This window comes from Collinsella sp. HCP3S3_E5 (assembly GCF_052067635.1).
Lineage (GTDB): Bacteria > Actinomycetota > Coriobacteriia > Coriobacteriales > Coriobacteriaceae > Collinsella.
In genome coordinates, this window is sequence record NZ_JBQHQF010000013.1 from 40,612 (window position 1) to 61,678 (window position 21,067).

At 52.4% G+C, this 21,067-nt stretch carries 14 protein-coding genes; 5 read left to right on the top strand and 9 right to left on the bottom strand.

Features of this window, described 5'->3' with window-relative positions:
• Positions 1 to 10 precede the first annotated feature (10 nt).
• From ACTM82_RS05470 to ACTM82_RS05500, 7 genes are read right to left on the bottom strand one after another with little or no spacing between them, the layout of a single operon-like run.
• Positions 11 to 2,422 (bottom strand): hypothetical protein, encoded by a 2,412-nt coding sequence (locus ACTM82_RS05470; protein ID WP_441055136.1) that lies wholly within the window; start codon positions 2,420 to 2,422, stop codon positions 11 to 13.
• Positions 2,423 to 2,433: 11 nt separating this feature from the next.
• The gene (locus ACTM82_RS05475; RefSeq protein ID WP_441055134.1) at positions 2,434 to 4,374 is read right to left on the bottom strand and encodes a hypothetical protein; all 1,941 of its coding nucleotides are present in this window, start codon (positions 4,372 to 4,374) and stop codon (positions 2,434 to 2,436) included.
• Positions 4,362 to 8,009 carry a DEAD/DEAH box helicase gene (locus tag ACTM82_RS05480; protein WP_441055132.1) on the bottom strand — a complete coding sequence of 1,216 codons (3,648 nt, stop codon included), beginning with the start codon at positions 8,007 to 8,009 and terminating at the stop codon, positions 4,362 to 4,364. The genes ACTM82_RS05475 and ACTM82_RS05480 overlap by 13 nt, the downstream gene beginning before the upstream one ends.
• Positions 8,009 to 9,367 (bottom strand): protein kinase domain-containing protein, encoded by a 1,359-nt coding sequence (locus ACTM82_RS05485; RefSeq protein WP_441055130.1) that lies wholly within the window; start codon positions 9,365 to 9,367, stop codon positions 8,009 to 8,011. Before ACTM82_RS05485 ends, ACTM82_RS05480 begins: the two co-directional genes overlap by 1 nt.
• Positions 9,360 to 10,100, bottom strand: a complete 741-nt coding sequence (locus tag ACTM82_RS05490; protein ID WP_441055128.1) for a PP2C family serine/threonine-protein phosphatase — start codon at positions 10,098 to 10,100, stop codon at positions 9,360 to 9,362. The genes ACTM82_RS05485 and ACTM82_RS05490 overlap by 8 nt, the downstream gene beginning before the upstream one ends.
• Before the next feature lie 5 nt (positions 10,101 to 10,105).
• Complete coding sequence (locus ACTM82_RS05495) at positions 10,106 to 10,564, bottom strand: hypothetical protein (protein ID WP_441055126.1); 459 nt, start codon at positions 10,562 to 10,564, stop codon at positions 10,106 to 10,108.
• Positions 10,564 to 11,391: a vWA domain-containing protein gene (locus tag ACTM82_RS05500; RefSeq protein WP_441055124.1), complete on the bottom strand. Its 828-nt coding sequence runs from the start codon at positions 11,389 to 11,391 to the stop codon at positions 10,564 to 10,566. The genes ACTM82_RS05495 and ACTM82_RS05500 overlap by 1 nt, the downstream gene beginning before the upstream one ends.
• A 279-nt stretch (positions 11,392 to 11,670) precedes the next feature.
• On the opposite strand from ACTM82_RS05500, the gene ACTM82_RS05505 reads away from it, so the two are divergent.
• Genes ACTM82_RS05505 through ACTM82_RS05515 form a run of 3 tightly spaced genes read left to right on the top strand, consistent with a single transcriptional unit; the run spans position 11,671 to position 15,277 of the window.
• On the top strand, positions 11,671 to 12,858 hold the full coding sequence (locus ACTM82_RS05505; protein ID WP_441055122.1) for a helix-turn-helix transcriptional regulator: 1,188 nt from the start codon (positions 11,671 to 11,673) through the stop codon (positions 12,856 to 12,858).
• The gene (locus ACTM82_RS05510) at positions 12,848 to 14,809 is read left to right on the top strand and encodes a hypothetical protein (RefSeq protein ID WP_441055120.1); all 1,962 of its coding nucleotides are present in this window, start codon (positions 12,848 to 12,850) and stop codon (positions 14,807 to 14,809) included. The genes ACTM82_RS05505 and ACTM82_RS05510 overlap by 11 nt, the downstream gene beginning before the upstream one ends.
• 48 nt (positions 14,810 to 14,857) lie before the next feature.
• Complete coding sequence (locus ACTM82_RS05515) at positions 14,858 to 15,277, top strand: DUF6508 domain-containing protein (RefSeq protein ID WP_441055118.1); 420 nt, start codon at positions 14,858 to 14,860, stop codon at positions 15,275 to 15,277.
• Positions 15,278 to 15,825: 548 nt separating this feature from the next.
• On the opposite strand, the gene ACTM82_RS05520 is transcribed toward ACTM82_RS05515, so the two are convergent.
• Positions 15,826 to 17,037 carry an InlB B-repeat-containing protein gene (locus ACTM82_RS05520; protein ID WP_441055116.1) on the bottom strand — a complete coding sequence of 404 codons (1,212 nt, stop codon included), beginning with the start codon at positions 17,035 to 17,037 and terminating at the stop codon, positions 15,826 to 15,828.
• A 337-nt stretch (positions 17,038 to 17,374) separates the two neighbouring features.
• Here ACTM82_RS05520 and ACTM82_RS05525 point away from each other — a divergent pair, with 337 nt between their 5' ends.
• Together ACTM82_RS05525 and ACTM82_RS05530 are read left to right on the top strand one after the other, a co-directional pair.
• Positions 17,375 to 18,712: an LPXTG cell wall anchor domain-containing protein gene (locus tag ACTM82_RS05525; RefSeq protein ID WP_441088520.1), complete on the top strand. Its 1,338-nt coding sequence runs from the start codon at positions 17,375 to 17,377 to the stop codon at positions 18,710 to 18,712.
• 377 nt (positions 18,713 to 19,089) lie between these two features.
• Complete coding sequence (locus ACTM82_RS05530; RefSeq protein ID WP_123220203.1) at positions 19,090 to 19,890, top strand: SDR family NAD(P)-dependent oxidoreductase; 801 nt, start codon at positions 19,090 to 19,092, stop codon at positions 19,888 to 19,890.
• A 798-nt stretch (positions 19,891 to 20,688) separates the two neighbouring features.
• Here the strand turns inward: ACTM82_RS05530 and ACTM82_RS05535 are convergent.
• On the bottom strand, positions 20,689 to 20,979 hold the full coding sequence (locus ACTM82_RS05535; RefSeq protein ID WP_441055112.1) for a helix-turn-helix domain-containing protein: 291 nt from the start codon (positions 20,977 to 20,979) through the stop codon (positions 20,689 to 20,691).
• Between the last annotated feature and the right edge of the window lie 88 nt (positions 20,980 to 21,067).

Below are 21,067 nucleotides of genomic sequence, written 5' to 3' on the forward strand. Positions count from 1 at the left end.
GTCCTTGATGTTAGGCGGTTTCAATGTTGTCGTCGTCTTCCTTGAGGTAGTTTGCAGAAGACCAAATAAACTGACCGTAGCCGAGCTCGCATGCCTGGTCGAAGTCCTCAATCAGGTCAAAGCCCTCGCCGTCTGCGCCGGTAATAAGTTGTTCGCGGATCCTGTCCAGGCACTCGGTCTTGCTCTTACCGCGGGTATCGATGCCTCGCAGCTTTGGCATGACCTTTTGGACAAGTTGGTCCTCGAAGGCGATATGCATTGCCTTAGCTTTGGCCGCGTTGTCAGCCGCAGCAAGAACCTCGGGATAGTTGGACATGTAGTACTCAACGGACTGCCACACACGATGACCTATGGCTCGGCCGGCGACGCCGAGAGACGCATTCATCTCTTCGACGAATTCCTTATACGGACGAATCTCTTCATCCGTGAAAGTCGATTTCATCTGACACCAGCTGCCCCACGTACGTTTGCTGAGAATGGCGCCACGATTGCTCTCGTCGAGGGGCCTCAAAACTTGGCGACGCTTAAGCTCGGTCGGACGCGGGAAGTTCATAACGATGGAACGGTCAAGAACCTTGTCAGAGAGGGACTTCGTCGTCTCATCCTGGTTCATGGTGCCAACCCAGAGAACATTTCTGCCCAGAGGAAGCTTATAAGGCTTCATGCCTGATCCGATTTTCACATCAAGTTGAGGCAAGTTCTGCCTGGTTCCACGACGAAGCTCAAGCTTACTGAGGAACTCTGCAAAATAGAGTTCAGGATGGGCTAGGTTCATCTCGTCAAGCAGCACCAAGCTCATCGCATCCCTAAGGCCAGGGTAGCCATCCGCCTCGGGCTCCCAATCCTTCTGAGTCTGGGCGAGGAAGTTCAAGACGGGCTGAGCATCGAAACGATTGTCGATTGAGTTGAAGAAGCCGAGCATCGACTCCTGGCTGTCCCAGTTGGGCTGGACTGAAACCGGTGCGAAGTACAGGCCGCCGAAGTGGGAGTACAGGCGCGGCAGTTCAGACTTGCCGGTGCCGGAAACACCTGCAAGGACAGTTAGGGGTGCCCATTCCGCAGTCTTGAGGGACGTGTGGAATGCGGTGAGGAGGCGCTTATTGAAGTGGAGGCCGTAATCCTCGCATGCCTGATAAATGCCATTAAGCCACTCGAGCTCGTTGACGTCGGGAGCGGTTTCAGCAGGCCTTGCGTTTGCACGCAGGATGTAAGGCATCTCAATCTCTTCCCTGCGCTCGTCCTCGCCGGCAGGAGTTCCGTAGAGGCGATCGAAGTCAGCTTGGAGCTTCTCAAGCTCGGCGGTCGCCAGCTTGGCTGAGGTTTCGCGAATGCGAGCAAGGCGTTCGCTGGCGGCGCTTTGCTCCTTTGCTTCTTGAATCTGCCTCTTGAGGTCAGCTACGGCAGCGGTTGCCTGCGCCGCAGCCTCAACCTTGCGCTGCAAATCTTCAATGACGGCGTCTTTCGACTGCATCGCCCTAGCAATGGTCTCGTAACGATCACGAAGCTCGTCAGTGGGCCTCGAAGCAAGCTCTTCCCTCAGAGTGCGAATTTCCTCCGTCTTGCTATTCAGATCCGAAAGGACCTTCTCGGGCGTCTGGCCGCCGAGCCTGACTTCGAGCTCTTTGTAAGCAGACAGAAGGTCTTCTTGAGTCTTCAGGCTTGCTCGAAGACGAGCGTTTTCATCAGCCATTGCCGCCTTCTCGGAATCCACAGTTGCTCGATATTCCGCCGCAAGCTCTTCAGCCTCCTGGTCCAGGCGTTCGCTACGTTTCTTTGCACGAGCGCGCATACGCTCTTCCATGTCTTCCAAATCGCGCTCTCGGTCTTGGAACTCTGAATTTCGGCGGTTGATCTCGTCCATCTGAGCAGAAAGAACGCCGCGAAGCTTCTCGATCTCTTCGCGCTCGGCGGCAAGCTGATCGCTCTTCTTCGAGCGTTCGTCATCCCAATTCTCACGCTCCTTCGCGATGCTTTCGCGAATTCGGGTACGCTCAGACTCTTCAGCCTCTTCGATTTCTTTTAGACGCTTCGAACGAAAATCGGAGAGCTCCTTCTCCAACGCGGCAAGCGCGGAGCTCTTCTTTTCAGAGATATCAGCCATAGCGGCCTGCTTTCTCTGGAAGATCTCACTATCTGCTTCCTGCGTTTTGCGAGCGGCTTCAGCCTCGACTTCCGCCTTTCGATCGGAAATCTCTGCCTCCATCTGCTTTTCAGCCAAAGCCATCTGCCTTTCACGGGCGTCAAGCTCTGCTGCCTTCTTGGCGAGCTCGAGCTCTCGAGCTTCAATCTCGCTAAGCTTCCTGGAATCTTCCTGCTCCGCAACGCGCAGCGCAGCCTGTTCCGATGGCTCGCGGGTCTCGGTGGAGGAATCCATCAAAGACTGTTGCACAACCGGATTTTCCATCTTCAAATCTTCGCTCATCGTTCCTCCATCTATTCTTCCATCATTGCGTTGATCGTTTTATATGCGAGCTCTCTGTACTCGTCGACTTCTTCCTTGCTGAAAGCGCGGGCTTCATTTAGATGGCCGCGCGCAGCGATGACTTTGCCGACGTCAGAGAAGAAGGACCTGTCGTTTTCAAGAATTCGCTTCATGTCTTCGTCTTTCGCGGATAGCAAGTAGGCAACCACCAGTCCGCCGAGGGTTGTTTCGCTATTGCCCTGAAGTGCTTTTCTGATGTTGTTCGGCCTCACAGTGCTCAGGGAATCAGGTAAAGGGCTGATTCGCAACTGCTTGGCTCTTCCGTCAATTGCCGCCATAAGCTCCCTGTCGTCGGTCACCCTAATCGAAGCGATTTCCACTTTTCGAGAGAATTCGCTTTGAAGAGCCGCATAGAGATCGCCGACAAACGAGAGAGCATTTTCCCCATCACGGAAGGCAGCCCAGAAGCTCTCCGCATCCACGAGACGATCCTGCGTCAGCGGGCTAAGCTTCGTGTTGAATGCGGCGTAGCCAAACCTCGAAAGAAGGCTCGAACGAGCCTCGAAACGGGAATCGACATACTCATCAACTTTCCGCGTATCGCTCGTTGCCTCATCCGAGAACACGATCTCCGGAATCAGTGCGCTAACGAACTCTTTCACGAAAAGTTCATTCTTTCCATTTGGCCCATCTTGCGAGCCGCGTCCTTTACCGTGCGACTTGATGTCACGCTCTTTCTTGAGCTGGTACAGCTGGACTGCTGCATCTGGATGAGCCTCAGCAATCTTCCTGAGGGGATGCTCGCTTTGATTTTTTGCCGTCAATATCGTAATCGCAAGCGCCGTTGGCATTTCTGGCACTTCGTCTTGGTATCTGTCGATATTCTGCTCTTGAACGCGGAGATACCCCCTGACAGGAGTTTCCAAACCAATCTCTTCAGCAGCAGCTTTGATAAGCAAAGGCGTATCAGACGGTTTAGTAAGTTTGAGCAAATTGATAGCATGTCTAGAAGAGACGCGTTCGTTTGCATAGAACAAAGCCCACTCAACCGCAGAGTAAAGCTCCTCGATTGTCCTGATTCCGTTCCTATTCGGCCGCAGAGAAGCCACAAGGCTCGGATAAAGCTTTCGGTTCCTTGCGGTGTCGAAGGGCTCGGTTGCACTTTCTTCAACAATCTCGCGTTCCCTGCCCAGACTCTCGCGCCAAGAGCTAATCCAATTCTCAAGGTTGGAGTCCTCTTCGAGCCTCCTCATGAAGATGCCTTCAAGCACAAGAGAATAGCCCTTTCCGAACGGGTTACCGATACGGAACTCTCCATCGGAAGATCTCATTCCTATCGGGCATTCGAGATGATAGTACTCTCTTCCGTCAACTACCCTGATTGAGCTTGCCAAGGGAAGCGCGGACCTGTCACCATAAGCGCGATCATGTCGCTTTTGTTCCTTAATTGCTTTGACGACGTCTTCCGCAGAGATAGGAGAGGGGTCGTATTCGCCCTTTTGCATTTGCCAGCAATACAATCCCGTGCTTCCGTCCTTTTGCGCAGGCTTCTTGTCGTAAAAAACGTACGGAAGGACCTCTCCCTCCACCTGCTCCTGGAAAACCATTGCGGACTTGAAAGGAACTATTTTTTCGCTGCCGCTCGATGATTTGCGCAAATTGTTCCAATCGTCAATGTAGCCCTTATCTTGAAGCCTCAGCAGAACTCCCTTTAGGAAGTCTTCCGGTATGCAGGTCTCATCTGAGAGTTGACCATCCGAAATCGGCCCCTCAATCTCCAGAAGCTTAAGCACCAGGCGTTCAAAAGAGTTCAGTTCATCTATGGAAGAGGAAGAGACGTCCGGAAGTGTCACGCGGTATGCCTTTACGGGCCAGGCGATCTTCCGTGAGCGCGCCATGTGGCCATCAACAGGAAGCTTGGCACCGAAGTCAAGCAACTTTATTGCTGGCATTGGAGAATCACCCCTTCCTTTTCGCAGGTTTCGTAAAAGTCGACAAGTCCGGGAATGAACTTATCGGCTAGATCAATGCTAAGAAGAGCGGAATCACCCGCGACGACGAGCAGCCTCTTCTGGCGGCTCATAGACACGTTGAGTCGGTTATAAAGGCAAAGATGGCCAAATAGACGCTGTGCAGCCTTCTGCTCTTCTGGATCGATTCCCACAGGGGTTTTGCGTTTTTCCTTTTCAAGGAATGGCAGCATCGCGGCACCAAGGTCGATACCTGCAGCCGTTTCCTCGGCTCGACGCGTTTCCTTCTGGATGCTCCCAAACAAAGCGTCTCGAATGTTTCTGAAAAGAGATTTTCTAGCGGGCTTGGCCTGATCGCCAGGTTCCGTTGTCGTTCGTATGGGTTTTGCGCTGAATGAAGGAGCAGGGTCCTTGGCCTTCCTGTTGCGAGAAGTTGCAGTCCCCTTGTATCCAAGCGGCAGAGTACGAACCATGGACAAAAACACGACATCAAACTCCATGCCCTGGAAAGAGTCGACCGTTCCGACTCTGAGCCTGCTTTCGTCTGCGCCCAGCCTCTTTAGGGTTTTGCTGATCTGAATTGCCTGAGCCTTGTAGAAGGAGATTACGCCGAAGGACAGGTTCTTGCCTTCTTCAGAGTTCATCCATTCGAACAGCTGATCAGCGATAGCGTCAATCTCGGCTTGCCTTATCCAGCTGGTGCCCATTCGCGTATGAGCGCCCATAGAAGCAGGGACATCCAACCATGCGACGGCCTTATTGTTGGTTTTTGGCAGGTTGTGAACGAACATGGACGCAGGAAGCCCGGAAGAGACTTTCTCATCTGGATCGAACCTCTCGTAGAAATTCCTGCTGATAAAATCGCCGATTAGCGGGTGCATGCGGAACTGCTTGTCGAGAGTGACCCTTCGCTTGATGCCGTCCTGCATCTCGAGTGCCTTGAGTCGCTCTGTAAAGAGATACTCAAACATGGACTTTTTCAGCCATTCGGTCTCATTGACGGCGGCGCCGTCGTCTTCCATTTGTTGAGCGACTTCCTCATCGATGATATGTGGCAGCTGACGGTGGTCGCCGACAAGGATAATTCTCTTTCCTTGTGCCATCGGAACCATGAGGTCGCGCGGCGATACGCGCGCGGCTTCGTCAACAATCACGTAGTCATAGACGAGTCCCGATGAGTCGTCCGATCTGCTCAATCCCTTAAGATTCTGCATTTTCTGACCGGCGCTCTGCTGGCAAGTTGCGGCAAAAGCGAAGCTGTATTCGGAAACAGCATCAGATACCGCCACGCCGTCGTTTTCGAGCTCTGCAACGAATTCAGCAAGAGCGGCAAGCCTCTTGTCTTTGTTGGAGGCGGATGCGGCGGTGACTCTCTTCTTGTATTCGATGAGAAGGTCAAGGACCTCCTGGTTCTCCTTCTCAACACGGAATACAGGAGGAGCCGAATAGCGAATCAGGAGCGCTTTCTTTAAGCGCTTTAAATCGCCCATAAAGGGAGGGATTCCCTTGGAAGTGTTCCACATGCTTGCATCGCGCAGCAGCTTTCGCTCCTTAGGGCTCAGCTGCTCGTCGAGGATATCAAGAGCGTCGTCTGCCCTATCGGGTCCGTCGTCGAGGAATCCTGCGTCTGAAGTCCTGAGGAGTCGCACCGCCCTAGCATACTTCGACCCGCCCTCGCCAACGACTGAGCTGCGTACCGAAAGCTTCAGAGCAAGTTTTCCAGCCTCAGCCACAAGCTCGGATCCGATGACTGCTGCCGGAACCTCGGAAACCATCTTCATCAATGTTGCGGCAAGAGCTTGCGTGGGCGCCATCGCATATTGAGCGGCCAGAATATCTATATCTTTGTACTGGTCAGCCTGATCCAGTTCGGGGTACTTTTCGCGGATTGCATTGACGATTGATTCACACCATGCGTCCAGACTGCGTTCGAACGCAGTGATGTCATCCTCAGTCTGACCAGACCTCTTTCCGATTTTTGGAACAGGAATGGAATTCAGGGAGATCCTGTCAATCATGTTTTCAACGGCATCATGCTGAAAAGCCGTGAGCAGGACCTGGCCCTTTGCCTCAGTGCCCTTCTTGGTGGACTCCTGATTGAGACGCTCAACGATAGCGGCGATAACAGTCGTCTTGCCCGTACCGGGAGGTCCTTGGATCAACGCGATGTCAGGCGTGTTGAGTGCGACCTCGATCGCTTTCTCCTGCATGTAGGTCGGATCATTCTTGAATACCTTTTTGCGGACAAACGCGGTCAGAGGCTTAACCTTTTTCGGGAGCCTGAGCGAGGTAATCTGTCCGTTTTCCTCAAGCAGAAGGCCGAGTTGCGGGTTCGCAGACCTGCCCTCAAGGATGGCGCGACGGGCGCTGTTTCGACGACGAATCTGAGTAATATCACCCTGAAGGGAGAGGATGAACTTTCCTGTCTGGGGAAGATTCTCAACATCAAGCGTAATCTGGCGAGAAGTCTCGTCGTAATCGAGAACCTTGCAGTACTTCGGCTGTCTCCAAGTGGACTTGGAGATCATCCTTGAGAAGTCGCTGAATGCCAGTTCCTTGTTGACGACATAGCTTGGATCATGCTCGACAAATTCCAGGCCTTCTACTCCACCGGAAGCCAGCTCCTCGGCTGCCGTGCGCGAGCAATCGGCAATGGTTATGCTGCACGTGCCATCGCGGTTCTCCATGGAATTGTTGTAATAGATGACGCCAAAATCTCTTGCTTCACGAAGCAGGATTTCGCCCTCGATGCTTCCAAAATCATCCCATGTCTTCAGATAGCTGGAGTTTTCTTGAACGATGTCTGCAAGTTGAGACTTTGCGAGAATCTGAACCTGGCCTGCGGCAGTCCAATCCACAAAGCTCAGTTTGCCATGGGCTAAACGAATGGCCTTATCAGACGCACCTTTGCGTTTGTGCATTTTGGTTGCTACATAAATCGATCCTCCGCGCGAAACAGGTTTCTCTGTTGCCACAAAGGATGCGTTTTCCGACACTACGCAGAAGGAACTCTCCCTGCTGAAACTCAGCATCTTATGCTCTTCAGGAGTATCATCGGCTAGATCGTCGCCCATGGAATCTTCTGCAGGGTTGCCCTCATCGTCGAGATAAGGCGCAAGCACTGAACCCTGGTCAAGTTCATCATCGATCGACGAGCCGGCAAGCATGAAGAAATAGTAGTCGTCGCCTTGACGGTATAGGAATTCATCTTCCAACCTACTCAAGAAGCGACCATCAACGGAAGCGCCTCTCCAGCCCCAGATTTTCCCCATCTGCTCAGCAACGTATTCATCGACACCGATATCCTGGCTGCCAAACTCCAGCGTGTCTTTAGCAAAGAAGACAACCTCGAGCGAGAAGCCGTTGTTCGCGTCGATATCCGTTATGCGCGCAAGGTAAGATTGGCCGGATGCAAACTCTCGATCAAGATCCGCAGCCTGTCGCTTGTCCACAGGAGTTGCGAGGATTAAGTCGCGTCCTGCGAATATCTCGTATTCTCCAGGGTTTGTGACGCTGAGGGCAACGCTGCTGACGGGCCTTTCCTTGATGCTGGCGCCACCATACAACTGGACCATCCTCAGGGAAAAAACCTCTGCGGGAATATCGTTGAATTTCATTAGCAACCCTCCTCTACAAAACGGAAGGTGATGTCGTCTGGGAACTTCTCCGTTCCACGCACGGGCTCGATTCTCTTCACAGAGAAATCAACAAGCGCCGAATATGCAGCGTCATCGCTGTGCTCAAGAGAGAATGCGTTAAAGAGCCTATGAGGAAGAGCCAGTTCATACGGAGCCCCTTTGTCTTCGATCACCATGGACCATTCGGGCGTTTTGGCGATAGCGTAAGCAGGATGGGGCCTTCCGCAGAAGGGGCATTCTTTATTGCTGTTGAAATAGCTCATATGGCAATCGGGACAAACGAGCATGCTGTCGTGAGCCTGGGCAAAGCCCAAGGACCATAGCATTAGCGAAGATCTGCGCCAGTATTTTTCGCGGCCTACGCCAAGAGTTTCCTGGAACAATTTGCGCAAAAACGGCGTCATCATGAGATCGCGAGGCAAGCCGGTCATGCCTTCATTCGAATCGTCAAGCTCGTCATCAACAAAGGGGAGGTAGCCCATATAGGCTTGGTCGTCCAAATCGGCAGGTTTGTCGTCATCTGAAGGCTCGGCATCCCAGTCGTCGCAATCCCAGCCGCCTTCGTCCCCGTCGGGATCAAGCACAGCGCGGCCAATGAACGGATGCTCGAGTGCAAGCATCTCAAATGCCATAACGCTAAAGGCCCAGATATCAGAATACGGCCTGGAACTGTCTATTCCTCGAACAATTTCTGGCGCACCATAGTGAGGGCTGTATACCGATTGACCACCAGTCATCCTTTCGAAGCGAAGATTGTCGGCATCGATGAGCCAAACCTCACAAGGTTCACCATCGGCAATGAATGCATTATTGGGAGACACGTCACCATAGACGAGACCAGCGGCATGCAACCGCGCCAACAGAGAGGCGCATTTATACAGAGCGTAATGCCTGCGCTTTGACGAGCCTGTTTTGGCATAAAACATCAGAGGCGCGGCCGCATCGCGCGAAGGCATCCCCTTAAGCCAATCAGGCAAAGGCTCTCTATCCAGCATTTCGCGGTCTTCGCCATTGAGGTAGAACGATCCAAATGATTTCATCTCGTTCAGCAGGGTCATAACGTAACCCGGCTCGCTTTTAAGAATAGAAACCGGCAGAGAGATGGGCAGACCCTGAGGAAGAGGTAGGCAACGAATTCTGGCAAAGTCGTCCTGAAGATTGGAACTCTTGTCGGGCCGTCCATCGGGACCCAAAGGTTGCTTCACTGCCAAATCGGCATCGCTCGTCCTATAGACAACGCCTTGTCCTCCGCGAGCAAGCTCCTCGGTTATCTCAAATCTATTGCCGTACTGGTCAACCACATAACGACCACTTGATTTGAATGTGTTGTCACTCATTTGAATACTCCCTCTTAAAGAGGCAGGCTATGGTTTTGTCGTCGCTGTGCTTTGGGGTAGGCCAATCAACAAGCATGTCGGCCGCTTGGGAAGAAGCGGTAATAACCGGCAGCTTGCAAAATGCGTCGACAAGGCCACAGGCAAATCCTTCGGCATCAACAAGATCGTCAGAAACACCATCCGTGCAAAGCAGAATCGCTTTGCATCGGTTTTCGGGGATCCCCGTCAATTTCCAGTCGCTGGCCAAAGTGCGTTCAGAGAGCGATTGGGTCATGTTGGAGAAGCTCTCTGACTTCACGTCTTCCAGCAATCGCGCGCTGCCATCGTTGAGGATTGCGACGGCAAGGCCATCGCCCAACATGCCAACCCACACCATGCCGTCTCCCGCACGGAAGCCAAATAAGCAAGTCGCAGATGCGTTATGAGAAGTAAGGGGAACGATACCTTCTAGCCAAATGTCTTTGATATTGTTCAGGAACTCTTCCCTGAGAGAGGGCTCCCTGAGATTAGGGGCGTCGGAGGATAGCAGGGCTCTGCATACAGCCTGGTCAACAGCACGGCATGCCATTGCACTTCCAAACTCGGAGAAGTCTTTTGATCCCATTCCGTCGGAAACAACCAAAATGTCGCAGTTTCCATGGTGAAATGCAGCCCAGGAGTCCTGATTTGGCTTTCCTGTAGTTATGTGCGCAGGGCCAATCTCACTAGCCCCAAAGCTAACCCAACGCTGCATTTAAATCACGCAATCCATCCCTTTAGGGCCGCAAGGAGATCTTCGGCTGAGAAAACGCTCGGCCCCTTCAAGCGAGGATCAGCGTCCTCGCCAATCTTGATAATTCGAAAATGGTTATCTGGTAGCCCTCGACTCCATGAACCAATTTGTTTTCTTGCGGAGGGAGACCAATACCCGTCGCTCATAAGCATGAAATAGCCGTCCTGGAATGGAGCCAGCTTTTCAACAAGAGCTTCTCCGGAAGCGCTACCCGAGCAGGCGAGAATCGCCTCGGGGACTTCTTGACCTGGCTGCCATTTGGCAACAATGGCCTCGTCAGCCCATGCAACGAGCTTGATTTCGGGCAGCTCTCTCTGGAGCCTATAGTATTGGTCAACGGTTCTAATCAGGTTTCGAACGATAAAGCGCTTGCCGCTCTCTACCATGCTTCCCGACAGGTCGCATACAAGAAAAAGCGTCGCCATTAGAACCAGAAGTCGTCTTCGTCATCGAGGTTGATGCCACCACTTACGGGAGCGGGTTCGACGGTCTCCACTTCAACGACAACAGGCTCTGCGGTTTCGGGAGTCTCGTAAGTTGCAACCGGCTCTTCAGCGGTGTCTTCAACCAGGGAAGGAGCAGGCAAAGGCTTAACTTCCCTGTCGTTAGGAACCTGGTTGGGGTTCTGGGAGCGAGTACGAGTCACAACGGACATGGTTACGAACTTGAAGAACTTCACGATGCCGTCAGCCTGATCGGTGGTGAACACCTCATGGCCAGTGCCAGCGACAAAGCGGTTGAGCATGCTCATGTCGGTGTCGCCGCCCACAGCGAGAGCCATGCGGTCACACTTGGCGGAACGACCGTACTCAACGAAATCAACGAAAGGCTGCTCCCAGCTATCGTTGGGATAACCGTCAGTAACAAGAACAACGAGAGGACGATATGCGCGAGAAGGGGTTTGCTCCTTGTCCTCAATGATGCCCTTAGCAAGTTTGAGGGCGCCACCAAGAGGGGTCATGCCGTTAGCGGACACACCGCCGAACTCGATCTGGGTTGCGGAAGTAGGAGAGTTGATAATCCTGGCTCCGGTACCATCGCCGTTGTCTCGGCCACCGAAACCGATGATGGAAACGAGAAACTCGGAAGCCTGGGTTTCCTCCCTTTTGAAGGAGCCAAGCATCTTGCGAACAGCCTCGTTAAGCTTGTTGATTTTGTCTCCATACATGCTGCCGGACTCGTCAAGCAGCAGAATAATAGGAAGGGGCTTTGCCTTGGAGGAGGCAAACTGGGTTACATCAAAACCTGCCATAGTGATCTCTCTCCTCAATATTCTATGCCCGCTTGTCTACGCAGCAGAACGGGCATTCTATAACTTATAAATTTTACCCTTAATCCCTCGCACATTTTTGGAATAGACACTTTCAGAAATATGCGGCGGAAATTATTTTCAATGTGGTCATTATCTCATTAAGCAAGTCGATCGCATTTGCCCAAAAGCCTGCATGACAAACGAATTTTTTGGTCATTCACTTTTTTCCCGATATCAAACACTTGGACTCCCTAAGATAATTGCTTTTGGGAGGTAGCGATGAAAGAAATGTTTACACCGGAAGAATACGCAGCAATGCTGCCGGGTAACGTCGGATTTGATGACGATGCAAGGTCACGCTTACTTTGCGTGTTCGAGATACTTAAATCATTTACCGACAGAGAGCACGGTCTCACCTCTGCCCAAATAAGAGAGATCCTCGAAGCGCGCAGCACCAGCGGCAAGAAGCCTTCCGAACCTTCTGTTCTCAGCGACATCAAAGCGATTTCGGAAAACAGTTATCCCGCCATCGAAGTCGAAACGCCTTCACGTGGCAAGAACGGTGGCTTCAAGTGCAGCAAAGTGTTGATTTCCAGTGCGCAGGCTCGCTTGCTTATCAACATTGTCAGGACATGCAAGTTCATCACCGATGAGGAATGCGAGAGCCTCTGCGAGGCGCTTGAAAGCATGGTCTCAATCTACGAGCAGGATAAAATCGTCGAAGAGGTTTACATCGACGAGCGCTCAAGGCCTCAAGGGCAGGATGTATATAAAGCGGCAGAAGTGGTCTCCGAAGCAATGAAACTCGGAAAAAAGATTTCGTTTGAGTATTGCTATTACGGATTGGATGGCAAAGAGCATCTCGTAGAGAAGGCGGACGGAAGCACTGTGTTTACGGAGACTCCGATTTCTCTTGTCTTCAGCTACGGAAACTACTATCTGGAAACCTGGCCAGAAGAGCAGACCGACGAAGAACATCGCTTTCACTTCGACAGGCGACTCGACCGCATGAGAAATTCAAGAGTCTCAAAAGAAAAGGCCGATTCAAGCAAAGAGATTCATCACCTGAAGAAAACGACATCCCGAAGGATGAAGCAGACCGTCGACATGTTCGGCGACGGCAAAACGCGCAATATCATCCTCGAGGTAGACTCCCTGGCAACCAATGCCGTTTTTGCGCGGTTTGGTTACGACGCCGAGTTCGAGCACATTAGCTTGGGGCCTAATGGAAGGCAAAAAGGATATCTATGGGTCCAAGTCCAGCTTTCGCCGACGTTTTTCCGATGGCTGTTTGGCATGGGCGAAAAAGTTAGGATCGCAAAACCGAAGGGACCGCTATGGGCTACAAGCGGTTCTTGGAAAAGATTCTCCGATGTAAACTACTCCGACCTCCTGTGGGATTACAACGATGCGAAAAAGCAGTACATAGAAAGCCTCAGAAGCATTGCCAACTTCTATGAGAATTAGAGCAAAAGAATGGCGACGCAGTTCTTTCGAACAGCGTCGCCGTTTCATCTACAGGTTCTCACACCATCCTACTGTTCTCGGCCTCTTATTCTCCATCCTCGGCCAATTTACGGGCACGGGATACGGCACCGACACGGACGGCAACTTCATCAAGCTGCTGTTCCCCGAAAACGCCCTTGTAGGGAAGAACGTCCCCGAGAAGATCGCCATCGGTACGTTCAGTTGGCTGTTCCACCTTGTCAGCGACATAGACGGGTCGAACCAAAAGGCCGGCAAGGGAACCGGCATCCCTGGGCCCATTCTGTCCATGCTGAAAGAGCTTTCTTCCACGCCGCTGTTCAAGAACGTCAAAGTCAACTACAAGGAAAGCGAGATCTCGTTCTCGAAATGGGTCTCCAAGCTGTTCAATGGCACCTACTTCAAGGATTCGGAAGGAAAGCCTGTCCGCTTCAACTTCAGGACGGAGATGGGCTTGGCCACGCAATTGCTGGAGCAGTCCCTTTTCGTTCTTGCAAACGAAGTCGTCGTCCGCGTTTTCTACACCATCTCGAGACTTGCTTCGGAGATAAAAACGAAGCATATAGCTTCGTTTGCGGAGCTTAACCAATTGGATCCAAAGAGCTTCTTGCCAATCAACAACAGAGCCCTTACGAGAATGTGCACCGTTTCCAGCGGCACGTTCCTGGCAGTCAATTCTGCAGGGAGCGCCATAAAGGCCGGAATAGCGTCCAAGGGAAGCAAGGCTGCATTCGCCAAGGCCTTTTTCCTGAACATAAACTACCCCGGCATCGGAAGATTCGCTGTCGCTTGCTTCTTTGACGCCAAATACATCAAGGAAGACGTCGCAACTGTGTACAAGAAAGCGATGACCGAACACGAGAGACAGAAGCAACTAAGGGAACAAGAGCTTCAGAGGCTTTCCGCAAAATACAGATTCTTGACGCTCAACTCCGACCAAACCAGGCTCCTGTACTCCTTCCAGTCGATGATGGTGGCCTTTGACATCCTGAACACGAAAAAGGCGGATCTGGCGCTGACGAAATCAAAATGGAAGGACGAATGGGAGGCCAGCGTCTGCGAATCCCTGGATGTAACCAGAGATGAATTCTTCATCCGCAGCGGAAGACAGGCATTCGACTTAATGGAAGAAATCTCCAATGACGTCGAAGACCGTTCCTGGATTGACCTCCTGGTTCTCGAGTTGTCCAGATTCGCGCCTTACTACCAACTCGGTCTCGAAGAGAACAAGTCTTATAAGAAGCTCAAGGTCAAGACCGACTACCTTGGCGACGTTTTCTGCAAGGGTCAGAACTACATTGGCAACACCGATGTGAAGGCTATTCAAAAGGCATACACGTATGCGGTCGGAACGATAACCGGCAATCGAAAAAGGGTAGCTGCTGCAGCGGTAGCGACGCTTGCGGTCACTGCGGCGACTGCAGGAGGCGCATTATTCTTCGCTCCTGAAATTGCAGTGCTTATCGCGGGCGATGCGGTGGTAGGGCTTTCAGGCGCAGCGTTAACTAGTGCCAGCCTGGCTTTCGTCGGAGGAGGCTCGCTTGCAGTTGGCGGCATGGGCATGGCTGGCGGAACTGCGATTCTTACGGGAGGTGGCGCACTACTTGGCCTAGCAGGATCAGGTGTAACCACGGCGGCGACCGTTGCCGTGCAATCGTCTGAGTCTTTCGTGCAAAGCGAATGTTCCAAGCTTCTCGCGTTCTGCTCCGAAATCGCCGTCAAGAAATACGGACGCTACGACATCGCCTCTCTAGCGCAACAAGGAATGCAGAGCTGCGCAGAGGAGCTGCGCGCCGAAATCGAGAAGTTGTCGAATGCGGATAACGGACCTGACAAAAAGCTTATCTCCCAAATGAAGAAAAGCTTGAAGTGCATGGAGCGCTGCGAGAAGGCCCTCGAGAAGCTGCAGGGTTCAAGAAGGCTGCTGGACTAGCTCGACTGGGACAAACTGCCCCAGTGACTCTGAGATAGGAGGGACCCCATGAAGAAGTTCGAGAAGATAACCGCCATTATCCCCCTGCTCGAATCCGAGAATCGCCACGGCGAGTGGATTGTCGACACCGAGAGTAAGGGCACACCGGAAGATCCAATCCAGTTCCCCTTTGTGGGCTACAGCGCAGCTGCACACCGGCTAATCGAAGCAGTGCATGAATGCGTGGATGATCTTCGTGACGAGATGAACGTCTTCAACTACATGGGCGTGCTGGAGAGCTATGGCCTCAACGGCGAGAAAGACGTCCTTGCGGCAGACGTCTCCTCTTGCGATGCGAAATGCACACTGGCGATGATTCTCACGATCATCCGCCAGGACAGGTTCTGTGAAGGCTTGCTTCTCAGCTATCTCGAAAACGGGAAGATGCTCGAATGGATGAAGCGCCTGAAGGAAATCGACAACCAATAGCGCTGGGGACAAATTGTCCCAATAAGGACATTTGCAACCCACATCCGATTAGCACCAAGCCACTTGCGATTATTCCAAACGAATAATGTCCAAATCATTCTGCAAACATGCAGGAGGGCGGCATCACGTGCAAGCCACTTGCGTCAACTGCTTTGCAATTGTTGCTGGTGGCTTGCATGCGATATCGCACCAAACCACACAAAAGGGGAGGATTTGGCTGCTCTACCCTGCCCCATTTCTCTACTGGGACAAAAACGAAACTCAACACCCCCGAGTTTCATTTGAGTTTCGGTTATTAGAACAGTTTTGTCTCACTTTTGTGCCGTCATGTGTCGCAATGTATCGCCACATCCGTTTTCCGTATAAAGTACAAGACGACATGGAAATGCCCAGATATTCGATTTATTGAGTGGGAATAGGAGAAAACTGGGAATAGAATTCCCAATTTTAGTAGGAACAGCGTAATTAGGTACGCGAATGGGAAGGGGAGTCCCGCGGGACTCCCCTCTGTTTAGATCGAGAATTAGAACGGTAACGTCACGTATGCTTTATGCGTGCTTGCGTTTGCGATACGCGATTAAAGCGATGCTGACTGCGATCAGGGCTGCTGCACTGAAGCAAAGGGATGCCAGGAGTGCCATCTGGTTGTCACCGGTCCGGGGGATTGTTGAGTTGGTGGGAGCGGAGTCGGCATTCTTCTCCCACTGGGCGTACAGGGTAGTGTCCTGGTCTGCGTTCTTTTTGGCGTCGAAGGCCTGCTTGCCTTCCTTGTCGTAGGTCCAGCCCTTGAAGGTGTAGCCTTCAGCGGTGGGATCATCGATAAGGGTGATGGGCTTGCCCTTCTCGGTCTGCTTGGTCACACTGTCGCCGTGGCCGTTCATGTCGAAGGTGACATCGACCATTTCGATGGTGGGAGTTTCCCAGACAGCCGTGAAAGTGATGTTTTCTTTAGCGGTGTATTCGCCTTTAAGGGGATCGGTGCCTTCGGAGCCCTTAGGAATCCAGCCAACGAATGTGTAGTCGCCGTCAGTGCCTAGATTGGGGAGTTCGACGATCTCACCCTTGTTCACGGTTTTGGCCTCAGGCGCGGTCCCGAATTCGGATTCGAAGGAAACGGTGACCTTTTCCTTTTTGGTCCATTTGGCGTAGACGGTCATGCTTGTAGCGGCGGTGCCGTTGAACGAGGTGGTGAGGCTCTCATCGGTGAACCAGCCGCCAAAGTCATAATCTGGGTCGGTGGGCTCGGGCAGGGTGACGGACGTCCCCTTCTTGACCTTAATGGGGTCAATCTGGGCTCCGTGGCTGTTCATATTGAAGGTCACGGTGACGGTTTCGTAAAGCTCTGCTTTAGTGAATCGGGTATTGGCATCCGAGCCTTCAATGGAAGATGCTCCGGTTTGGCCGCCATTAGGAATAGGGTCTGTAAATTTGGCGATTAATGTTTGTCCATCATTCGTTGTCAACTCAAGGACAGATGGGGGAATTGTATCTCCGCCGTTATTCGTGATATGGGCCTCCAGGTAATCGCTCGAGCTAGCTCGAGCGATTGAAAGCGAAAGATTCAATCCATTATCGTCAGGAAAAGAATAACTTTCCGGCGTTAGGTCTCTATTCCAAGTGGCAATGGGTCCTTCGCCTTCAGCCCAGGCGTAATTCTGGGTGCCGGAGAAGGTGAAGGCGCAAACGCCGACTATGGCTGCGAGCGTGAGGAAGAAAACCGTCCGGCGCCTGGCCAAGGTCTCTTTAACCTGTATCTTCATCGTATCCTCCAATTCAAGCGTGCGTTCCCTATTGCAACATTGCATTTCATGTTAACAGAGAATTATTTTCGGGCATGTCCCTTGCTCGGCTCGGGCTTGCTCTGGACGGGGATGCTTCGTGGTCTTGATGGGGTGGGTGCCTAATTCGAAGGAGGCAGAATCTGGTTTGGTGGTGCAGAAAAGTAACAAATATGATTTATTAGAGAGGTAATTACATTCAAACGACGCATAGCCAACAAAGACTCGGTTATTCTTTACCAAATCGAAAAAACGCAGCAACACACTGTACGTCGTGTTGCGTTTTACGTTGGTTCAATTCGATGCGATTGGAGCAGACATGAGCTTCATGGATTCCAAATTCTCCAAATGGGGAGAGGTCGAAACTGCAGTTCTCTCCCAATCGCTTGCGAAAAGATTTGCGAGGGTGATGCTGGCGGCAGTGCTGGCAGCATCTTTTCTGCCCGTCGCAGCTTTCGCTGATGAGGGCGGGGCGGTAAGCGATCCCGTTGGCAATGCAATCAGTGGCCCAAATCAGATTCAGTACGGCATGACTGCACAATATACCTATAACAATGGAAAACCAACGTCTGTATATGAATGGAGCTATGATCCTACCCAAGAAAACGGTGGAGCTATCAAAATCTCGAGTGTTGACAAATCGCCTAATGGGCAGATCGTTTCTGTAACGGGAACTCAAGTCGGCTACGTGATTTTGAGGGTTTCGGAAGATGGTCAGCCTATATGTAAAAGGAAGATCCTGATTTCACGGCGTGATATAACATTGACTTCCGGTAGCCTCGAGAAGATGTACGACGGCGAGGAACATAAGGGCGGATCAGTAAGCATCGATGGCGGAGATCTTGTTGGTACTGACGAATTAGATGTCACGTGGACCAAGTCTCTGACGGATGTTGGCGAGGTGGATAATGAGTTTTATGTAACTTTCACTTCAGGTACTGCCGCCAACTACAATATTACCTATAGATATGGCAAATTGAAGGTCACACCACGTGTGGTGACCCTGAAGTCCGCCGATTTGAGCAAGGAATACGACGGCGAGCCGCTGACCAACGGTACTGCTGCCATCGCCATCGAGGGTGAGGGTTTCGTTAAGGGTCAGGGCGTAAGTTACACCTTTACCGGCTCGCAGAAGATCGTCGGCTCCTCCGAGAATGCGTTCGAATGTATCCCCAACGAGGGAACCAATCTGGACAACTATCAGATCAACAAGACGTACGGAACCCTGACCGTTACCGACCGTAGCGAGAAGTACCAGATTACCCTCACTCCTAATTCCAAGTCCGTGACCTACGACGGCACCGAGAAGTCCGTATCCGGTTTCGAGACCCTGGAGTTCCAGATCAATGGTCAGACCTTCTACGTTTCCGGCGTTGAGGCTTCTGCAACGGGCACCGATGCAGGCGAGTACCCTGTCGAGGTTTCCGGCCAAGCTGTCGTCATCGATCCCGACGGCAACGATGTGACCGACCAGTTCATCGTGAACATCGACGATGCCAAGCTGACCATCGTCGGGGTCGACTCCGATAAGTCTGCATCCAATCTCCCTCACACCGGCGATAGCGCCGCCCTCTATGCAATGGGCATCTGCGGCGTTGCGATCGCTGCCGGTGCTGGGGCGCTCTTCACGTTCAGAAAGCGCAACAACTATAAATAAGCACGGATACCATTGGTGCAGCTCCATTGAAATGAAGCGCTAAGATAATCAGGAAAGGGGCCTTCCCGTCTGGGAAGGCCCCAACTTTGTGCGCGAGCATGGCATGTCAGAGAGCAAGCGTTTTGTTGAGGGGGTAAATTGTTTGCTAGCAGCCTCTGACCATGCTAAATCTGTCTACTATTCAAACAGAAAAACGAGCAGCTCAACATATTTTCCTGCAGAAAAGAATACGGCAGTGCACGCAACGCGGCCGGCCCCTTCCCTTCCTGCCGAAATCCACACACCTGCCATCCGCTTTTTCTATGCAAATATTCACAAACACGCAAAAAAGGAATACAAATGCCTTATCTATTGATTTGAACGAGGAAGGAAACACAATGGGTAGACTCGAAGGCAAGGTTGCTATCGTAACGGGCTCCACCAGCGGCATTGGCATCGGTATCGCAAAGGTATACGCAGCCGAGGGCGCAACGGTTGTTATTAGTGGTCGTCGTGCCGAAAAAGGCCAAGTTGTAGTTGATCAAATTGTTGAAGCAGGCGGCAAGGCAAGCTTCCACTATTTCGACATTACCGAACCAGCAAGCATCGAAGCGCTTATTGCAGACACTGTAGAGCAATACGGCAAGCTCGATATTTTGGTAAACAATGCAGCAAACGTTGCCCTCAAGGACGGTCGTGTTGACGAGCTCACCCTTGAAATGTGGGACGCTATTTTGGAAAGCGACCTGCGTGGCACCTTCTATGCAACGAAGTGCGCTATCCCCTACATGAAAGAAATTGGTGGCGGCGCAATCGTAAACATTGGCTCTATGGCATCATGTGCAGGCGACTTAGGTTCTACCGCTTATGCATGCGCCAAGGCGGGCGTAGACATCTTCACGCAATACGTTGCCTTGCAATACGGCAAAGACAACATCCGCTGCAATTGCATCCGTCCAGGCTTGATTGTTACGCCAGAAAACGAGGCGAAGGTTCCTCAGATGCTCAAAGATATCTTCTTGGGTAGCATCATGGTTAACCGCTACGGTTGCCCAGAAGACATTGCTCATGCAGCCGTGTATTTTGGCTCCGATGAAAGTACCTACACCACGGGACAGATCATCAACGTTGACGGCGGCATGAATTCGCACGCTCCAACCGTTGCTCAGTTCCGCCAGATGAATTCCCGCACGTGGTAATTCGTACAGGCGAATAGACCAGTACGAAAGCGCGAACGCGAGAATGCGGAAAGCGTGAACGCATGAACGCATGAACGTGCTAGAGTGTGAAAGCGCGAAGGTGCGCATGACTGAATGCGCGAAAGCACACCACGCACGCAAAAGATTTCTTGCAGATAAAATCTACATGGCCACCCTTTGCGGGTGGCCATGTTTTTTGTGCAGGCAATCTGTTGGCTAAGGCTTATAGGACAAAATGTGTGTCCACGTTGGGGCATCGGCGCAGGTCGATGCCCCTTTTTCATCCGTATAAATTCCGTGCCCGTTTTTAACCGCTCGGATAGAATGTGTGTCCGGTTGCCTATCGTTCCCGCAGGCAGATAACCTTTTCCGGAACCGTTAAAAACCCTTTCGGAAGAGGTGCCCATGAAGACCGTCTATTGTCCCTACTGCGGCGGGCGGGCCTTCAGGAGCAGGACGGCCGAGCTCCGGGAGGTCTGGCCCACGCTCGCCCCCGACGGCGGGTTCTCCAGGGCCGTGCGCGAGACCTGGCCGCAAACCATGGTCCAGCGCTGCCTTTGGCATGATTTCTCCTAGGTGAACAGGCACACGACTAGCAGGCCGAGGCTGAGGGCGGGGATCGAGCTGAGGGGGCTGGCCGTCGACCTTATGCACGTTGAGACCCTGAGGGAGGCCGGGCAGCGGCAGGCGCCTTCTCGGCAGATACATCGATTGAAAGGCCCGATTCATTCTCGACAGGCACGATGCCGAACTCGTCCTCCAGCTGCAGAAGGAGGCCCAGGAGGTCTCGGGCGTTCTCTACCCTGAAGTCCAACAGGCAAGCGGAGAGATGTCGAGAGCTTCGGCGATGGCTTGCACCTGAGGCTGCTTGAGAGTCCTGAAATCCGTCTCATAGTGACGGATCGCGCCCTTGGAGACGCCGATTTTCTCGCCCAGCTCTCCCTGATAGAGCCCGCGAAGCTTACGGTAGTACCTGATTTTCTCGCCGGTAGTAAAGTGCGCTAAAACAAATTGGAGAGCGAGAAGCCCTTTCGGGATACTGCGTTTTTGCGTATTGCCGCAGTGCCGGTAAGGACTGCGAAGTCGCATAGATTGGCCCCCGCGGCTCTGCGGGACTAATGACCGCAGAGCCGCGGGGGCTTGTGTTCGAGGGTTTGTGAGCCGTTCTGTATTGCTG

What these genes read in the sequence shown, in the direction of transcription:
- ACTM82_RS05520 (WP_441055116.1), bottom strand. Translation starts at nt 17,037, where the DNA reads ATGAAGATACAGGTTAAAGAGACCTTGGCCAGGCGCCGGACGGTTTTC.
- ACTM82_RS05470 (WP_441055136.1), bottom strand. Translation starts at nt 2,422, where the DNA reads ATGAGCGAAGATTTGAAGATGGAAAATCCGGTTGTGCAACAGTCTTTG.
- ACTM82_RS05485 (WP_441055130.1), bottom strand. Translation starts at nt 9,367, where the DNA reads ATGAGTGACAACACATTCAAATCAAGTGGTCGTTATGTGGTTGACCAG.
- ACTM82_RS05480 (WP_441055132.1), bottom strand. Translation starts at nt 8,009, where the DNA reads ATGAAATTCAACGATATTCCCGCAGAGGTTTTTTCCCTGAGGATGGTC.
- ACTM82_RS05515 (WP_441055118.1), top strand. Translation starts at nt 14,858, where the DNA reads ATGAAGAAGTTCGAGAAGATAACCGCCATTATCCCCCTGCTCGAATCC.
- ACTM82_RS05490 (WP_441055128.1), bottom strand. Translation starts at nt 10,100, where the DNA reads ATGCAGCGTTGGGTTAGCTTTGGGGCTAGTGAGATTGGCCCTGCGCAC.
- ACTM82_RS05495 (WP_441055126.1), bottom strand. Translation starts at nt 10,564, where the DNA reads ATGGCGACGCTTTTTCTTGTATGCGACCTGTCGGGAAGCATGGTAGAG.
- ACTM82_RS05500 (WP_441055124.1), bottom strand. Translation starts at nt 11,391, where the DNA reads ATGGCAGGTTTTGATGTAACCCAGTTTGCCTCCTCCAAGGCAAAGCCC.
- ACTM82_RS05535 (WP_441055112.1), bottom strand. Translation starts at nt 20,979, where the DNA reads ATGCGACTTCGCAGTCCTTACCGGCACTGCGGCAATACGCAAAAACGC.
- ACTM82_RS05510 (WP_441055120.1), top strand. Translation starts at nt 12,848, where the DNA reads ATGAGAATTAGAGCAAAAGAATGGCGACGCAGTTCTTTCGAACAGCGT.
- ACTM82_RS05525 (WP_441088520.1), top strand. Translation starts at nt 17,375, where the DNA reads ATGAGCTTCATGGATTCCAAATTCTCCAAATGGGGAGAGGTCGAAACT.
- ACTM82_RS05475 (WP_441055134.1), bottom strand. Translation starts at nt 4,374, where the DNA reads ATGCCAGCAATAAAGTTGCTTGACTTCGGTGCCAAGCTTCCTGTTGAT.
- ACTM82_RS05505 (WP_441055122.1), top strand. Translation starts at nt 11,671, where the DNA reads ATGAAAGAAATGTTTACACCGGAAGAATACGCAGCAATGCTGCCGGGT.
- ACTM82_RS05530 (WP_123220203.1), top strand. Translation starts at nt 19,090, where the DNA reads ATGGGTAGACTCGAAGGCAAGGTTGCTATCGTAACGGGCTCCACCAGC.